Source organism: Faecousia intestinalis, assembly GCF_040096185.1.
GTDB lineage: Bacteria > Bacillota > Clostridia > Oscillospirales > Oscillospiraceae > JAZOXB01.
Window position 1 is genome coordinate 1 of the sequence record NZ_JBBMFF010000148.1, and the last position, 4,929, is coordinate 4,929.

5 protein-coding genes and 2 tRNA genes are annotated in these 4,929 nt (G+C 60.4%); 3 read left to right on the forward strand and 4 right to left on the reverse strand.

Annotation, left to right across the window (positions count from 1 at the left end; translation table 11 throughout):
* Positions 1 to 328 precede the first annotated feature (328 nt).
* A complete protein-coding gene (locus tag WMO66_RS03700; protein WP_349135034.1) occupies positions 329 to 1,831 on the forward strand; it encodes a hypothetical protein in 1,503 nt (500 codons plus the stop codon).
* A gap of 93 nt (positions 1,832 to 1,924) precedes the next feature.
* Here WMO66_RS03700 and WMO66_RS03705 read toward each other — a convergent pair whose 3' ends face one another.
* From WMO66_RS03705 to WMO66_RS03720, 4 genes are all read right to left on the reverse strand, one after another.
* Positions 1,925 to 2,446 (reverse strand): hypothetical protein, encoded by a 522-nt coding sequence (locus WMO66_RS03705; protein ID WP_349135035.1) that lies wholly within the window; start codon positions 2,444 to 2,446, stop codon positions 1,925 to 1,927.
* A 20-nt stretch (positions 2,447 to 2,466) separates the two neighbouring features.
* Entirely contained in the window at positions 2,467 to 2,715 is a 249-nt protein-coding gene (locus tag WMO66_RS03710; RefSeq protein ID WP_349135036.1) for a DUF1653 domain-containing protein, read from the reverse strand.
* Between the two features lie 16 nt (positions 2,716 to 2,731).
* Positions 2,732 to 3,469, reverse strand: a complete 738-nt coding sequence (locus WMO66_RS03715; RefSeq protein ID WP_349135037.1) for a carbon-nitrogen hydrolase family protein — start codon at positions 3,467 to 3,469, stop codon at positions 2,732 to 2,734.
* A gap of 94 nt (positions 3,470 to 3,563) precedes the next feature.
* Positions 3,564 to 3,637, reverse strand: a tRNA-Gly gene (locus WMO66_RS03720).
* A 144-nt stretch (positions 3,638 to 3,781) separates the two neighbouring features.
* Here WMO66_RS03720 and WMO66_RS03725 point away from each other — a divergent pair.
* Together WMO66_RS03725 and WMO66_RS03730 are read left to right on the forward strand one after the other, a co-directional pair.
* A complete protein-coding gene (locus tag WMO66_RS03725; RefSeq protein WP_349135038.1) occupies positions 3,782 to 4,417 on the forward strand; it encodes a redox-sensing transcriptional repressor Rex in 636 nt (211 codons plus the stop codon).
* Between the two features lie 404 nt (positions 4,418 to 4,821).
* Positions 4,822 to 4,909: transfer RNA gene (locus WMO66_RS03730), tRNA-Leu, on the forward strand.
* The last annotated feature ends 20 nt before the right edge of the window (positions 4,910 to 4,929 follow it).

The following is a 4,929-nucleotide window of genomic DNA, read 5'->3' on the forward strand; positions in this document are numbered from 1 at the left end:
GCCGTCTCATGCAGAATCTGACGCGCCCTCGGCGCTATAAAAAGCTTTTAAAGCTTTTTATCAGATTCTAGTATAAGATCGTCAAAACAGCATTTATCGTCGCTCCTGATCCGTGCGGTCAGGAGCGATTTTTTTCGCAAAGCGCAAAATTCGGCGCAGGTCCGCAGCGTCTCTTCCGCCATAACGTATGACAATGATACGGTTTTTCTGAATTTCTGCATAACGCTTGATTTCCGTTCTTTTCACTGATATACTGGGAGCAGAGATATCCCCCAGAAAACGACAACGGAGCCGCGGCTCCCACACCACGACACAAGGAGGTCCCGACATGAAACGCACGTTCCGCATTTTTCTGTTTGCCGCCATCCTTGCGGCATTTCTGATGGGCTGTTCGCCCCTACTGCCGGTCTCCCCGAGCGGTGAGACGGCCGTTCCCTCCGAGCCGTCCGCCCCGCCTGCAACGACCGCGCCGACGGAGGAGCCCGCGCCGACGTTCGACGACAGCGTGCTCGGCGAGGCTTACACGAACGAAGGCACGTTCACCGACGCCTGGGGCTCCGACTGGAGCTATTCTCTGCATGTGCCCCGCCTGCTGCTGGACTCGCCCGCGGCAGAGGAGCTGAATTCGAAGATCCATCGGGACCTGTCCGGCATCATCAGCAGCATGGAGACGGCTATCGAGCAGAGCACACCCGCCGAGCTGTGCAGCGTTCGCTGGGAGCGGGTCTGGACGGACAGCATCGTTTCGCTGGCCGTCATCGTCGAATACGCCGAGGGGACCTCGCACTACTACATCTACCACTTCGACTGTGCCAACAGCATCGAGCTTGATTCCGCGCATATGCTGCGGCGCCTCGGCATCTCCATGGACGACTATACCGCAGCCGTCCGCCGCGCGGCCGCGCAGGCATTCGACCGCCAGTATGCCGGGTTCGATCCTGCGATCGGCGGCGGGGCAGCCTATCTGCTGCAGCTGCGCGCCATGACGGTCGCGGCCGCCGGGAACAGCGATCCCGTCCCCTTTCTGCCAAATGAGGACGGCTCGCTGCGCATCTTTCCTTCCATCGGCTCCATCGCCGGGGCAGGATGGTATATGACGCCCCTGACAGTCTCGTTCGGCTCCGCAGAGACCGGGACCGGAGCGCCCATCCAGTCCAATTCCAGTGATGTCTGGGCTGCCATTACGCTCGACGGGACCGGGCTGCAGGTCTCCTTCGAAAGCTCCGGGAAAAACTATCCTGTTTCCGGCTGCTATGCCGACTACACCGCCCTGCTGGCTGCCAACATCGGGCCGGACGCCTATGTGTTTGCCCTCACGGCAGGCGGCTTCGTCGAGGCTGTGAATATGACGGCCTGTTCCCGCTTTGAGACATTCTGCAGTATGGGTCCGCTCTACGGTCTTTCCGGCATCACATCGCTGGAGGCGGGAAACGGCACAGCCTATGCCGTGGACGCAGGCGGCGCAAAACATGACCTCCTGCCGCTGGTGCAGAGCGTGGAGAGCGGTTTTTCCGCCATCCTCTCCGGCGCTTGGGAGGCGAACCGGGAGGGTGATGCATTCCGCCTCCGCTTCGGCGAGGACGGGGCCTGCACGCTGGAGGAAGCGCGGCAGGGCAGCCGCGTTACCTCGACCGGCGCGCTTACCGTGCTCGGCATGGGAGACGGTGGCCTCCTCTGCGCCTGCTCTCTGACGCAGCCAGATGGCAATGAGCTCACGGCCATCTGGTCGATCGAGCCATCCTTCGGCTCTTTACAGCTCTGTGCCTTCTCCGGCGAGGATGTGCTGGACATCGGTGCGGATGTGCTCCGGTTTGAACCGGCGCAGGAATGAACCCAAAAATACGCGCCGCGGGGCTTTCGCTCCGCGGCGCTGCATTGGTTGCCCAAGTCAAAACCTCCGGCCAAGCCGGAGGTTTTGACTGTCTTATTCCTGCTTCATTGCCTCCCGCTCTGCACCGTAGCGGCACACGAGCGACAGCACGAGAAACATCACGCCCAACGCAAGCATGCCCCCGTCCGCTACGATCATCCCGGCCAGCCGCTCCGGCATAAACTCCGCGGAGAACGCCGCGGACAACGCGACCCGCAGCACCATCGTGGCAGGCGAAATGCACAGGATCAGGATGCCGAGCCGTTTCTGCTCCGCCGCCCCGCGCAGGGTAAACGGCGTCTGCGCCTCCAGCGCATGCGCAAAATGCTGCCGGGCGAAGTACGCCAGCACCGCAGAGCCAGCGCAGCCGATCAGATCACCGGCGCATATCAACAGCGCACCTGTCTGGCTGGCATACCCGGTAAACAGGTCCGGGCGGGTATTCCACCAGAGCAGCGCCGCCAGAATGAGGAAGGCACTGCATCCGCAGGCGATGAGGTCAAAAATCCATGCGATCCTGCTGAGAATTCGTCCGGCATTTGTCACTTTTGCGATCGTCCGTTCCGTCTTGTCCATGACACGCTCCCCAATCTTTATTATTTGTGGTTTACGCTTTGGATCTCCTGCAGCGCAAAGCGCTCATTCTGCTGCACGTCGGGGTACTTTTCCCGGTCTACCGGGCTGAGAAACATGGCAAGCGGCCGGATCCACAGGCTGCCGTCGCCGTAGAGCTTGCGATAGATGACATAGGGCTCGCCGGTCTCCGAATGCTGCGCGACGCCCTCCACAAGGTAGTAGTCTCCCTTAAAATGGCGGTATACCCGCCCGATTTGAATGTCCTGCATGGTCTTCCCTCCCGTTTTACAGTTCCACAAACAAAATGCCGCTCTCCCCTGCCGGGGCTTCGCAGACGATCCTGCCGCCTGAGAAACAGGCCGCGCCGCCCGTTGCCGCGTCCGGTGCAGCCGGATCGACGCAGAACGGATTCACATACAGCACCGGGCAGCCGCAGCGCGAGGCCTGCGCGGCATATTCGAGCTTGACCTGTTCGTTCCACTCCGCCGCCGGGTAATCGCACCAGACCGGCCAAAGCACAGCATCCGCGCCAAGCGCTGCCAACTCCTCCGGCCTGCCAGGCGTCCAGAGGTCGCCGCACAGCGCCGTGGCGAAGCGTATGCCGCCGTAGGAAAACAGGTGGAAGCCATCGCCCTCGCGGTAATGCCCGTCCGTACGGCGCACGTCCTTCCAGCCGACGCTCACGCGGCGGAACACGTCGATGAGCCGCCCGTCCGCGCCGAGGAAGACCTGACTGCTGTAAAGCCCATCTGCCGCGCGCTCGATCATGCCGAACGACACCGCCGCGCCGTTTTCCCGCGCCGCGGCCTGCAGATGCCGCACCGGCTCGTCCGTCCATGCGGCCGCCACGGTGCAGTCGCGCGCATAGTCCCAGCGCAGGCAGTCAAAGCCCTGCAGGACCGATTCGCCGAATACGACCGTATCTGCTCTCCCGCTGCAGGCGCGGAGTACATCCTCCATGCACCGCACGTTCCATGCCACATCGCCGTTTCTTACCGGCTGCGAGGCCAGCGCCAGTCTCATGCTCCCACCTCCTGCCTCCCAGCATACCAGAATTCAGGCGCTTGTGCAAGTCCCAAAAAACAAAAAGGAGCAAGCCGGCCGGCTTGCTCCGAACTGGAGCAGGGTACGGGAGTCGAACCCGCCTCAGCGGCTTGGGAAGCCGCTGTACTACCGATGTACGAACCCTGCATGGTAATAGATATTATAGCAGATGCAGCCCGGAATTGCAATCCTCATTTTGAAATGTTTTCCCGGGAAGATGAAAAAGGATTTGCAATACCGGGCAAAATCTGTTATAATATTCCGGTACATGAGAGAAACGAGGTTGAGAATGTGGCGCAGAAAATTTCCAATTCCGTGTTAAAACGTCTGCCGGTCTATCTGTCCTACCTGAAATCGCTGCCGGAAGACGCGCCGGAAAACATCTCCGCCACAACGCTGGCAGCCGCACTGAACATGGGCGAGGTGCAGGTCCGCAAGGACCTCGCGCTGGTCTCGGACGGCGGCCGCCCCAAGATCGGCTATCAGCGCCTTGGTCTGGTCGAGGATATCGAGCAGTTCCTCGGGTATGATAATACGAACGACGCCGTGCTCATTGGCGCGGGTAAGCTCGGCCGCGCGCTTCTGGGCTACAGCGGCTTTTCGGAATACGGCCTGAATATCGTCGCAGCCTTTGACTCCGACGCCTCCGTCGCCGGGACGGACGCCAGCGGCAAGCCCGTCCTCCCCCTCTCCGCGCTGGAGGATCTGTGCAGCCGCCGGAAGATCCTCATCGGCATCCTGACAGTCCCGGCCGCCGCCGCGCAGGGCGTGTGCGACCTGCTGATCCGCAACGGCATCAAGGCCATCTGGAACTTCGCGCCGACGCACCTCGATGTCCCGCCGCAGATCCTCGTCCAGAACGAAAACATGGCGACCTCGCTCGCCGTTCTCTCCAAGCATCTTTCCGCGCAGATGAAGGGATACTGATCCCTGCGCGGTCAGACTATATCGGCCGGTGTGTTGGAATTGGCAGACGAGGCGGACTCAAAATCCACAACGCCGTTTCATACCACCTTGGCGTAAACCCTTGATTTTACAAGGCTTTTTGAAAACTGAAAATGGTTCTTGTTTTTAATGTCCCTCCACGATGTCCCTCCGATTTCTCGGGCAGGGCATCGGGAGATGACTTAAAATATGAGATGCCGGTGTGTTGGAATTGGCAGACGAGGCGGACTCAAAATCCACTTCGCCGCTTCATACCACCTTGGCGGAAACCCTTGATTTTACAAGGCTTTTTGAAAACTGAATATGGTTCTTGTTTTTAATGTCCCTCCACGATGTCCCTCCGCTTTCTCGGGCAGGACATCGGGAGATGACTTAAAATATGAGATGCCGGTGTGTTGGAATTGGCAGACGAGGCGGACTCAAAATCCGTTGGGCTAATAACCCGTGCGGGTTCGACCCCCGCCACCGGCACCACACCGAATGGCTCGCAAACC

Coding starts and splice junctions, on each gene's coding strand:
- WMO66_RS03700 (WP_349135034.1), top strand. CDS start 329: ATGAAACGCACGTTCCGCATTTTTCTGTTTGCCGCCATCCTTGCGGCA.
- WMO66_RS03705 (WP_349135035.1), bottom strand. CDS start 2,446: ATGGACAAGACGGAACGGACGATCGCAAAAGTGACAAATGCCGGACGA.
- WMO66_RS03710 (WP_349135036.1), bottom strand. CDS start 2,715: ATGCAGGACATTCAAATCGGGCGGGTATACCGCCATTTTAAGGGAGAC.
- WMO66_RS03715 (WP_349135037.1), bottom strand. CDS start 3,469: ATGAGACTGGCGCTGGCCTCGCAGCCGGTAAGAAACGGCGATGTGGCA.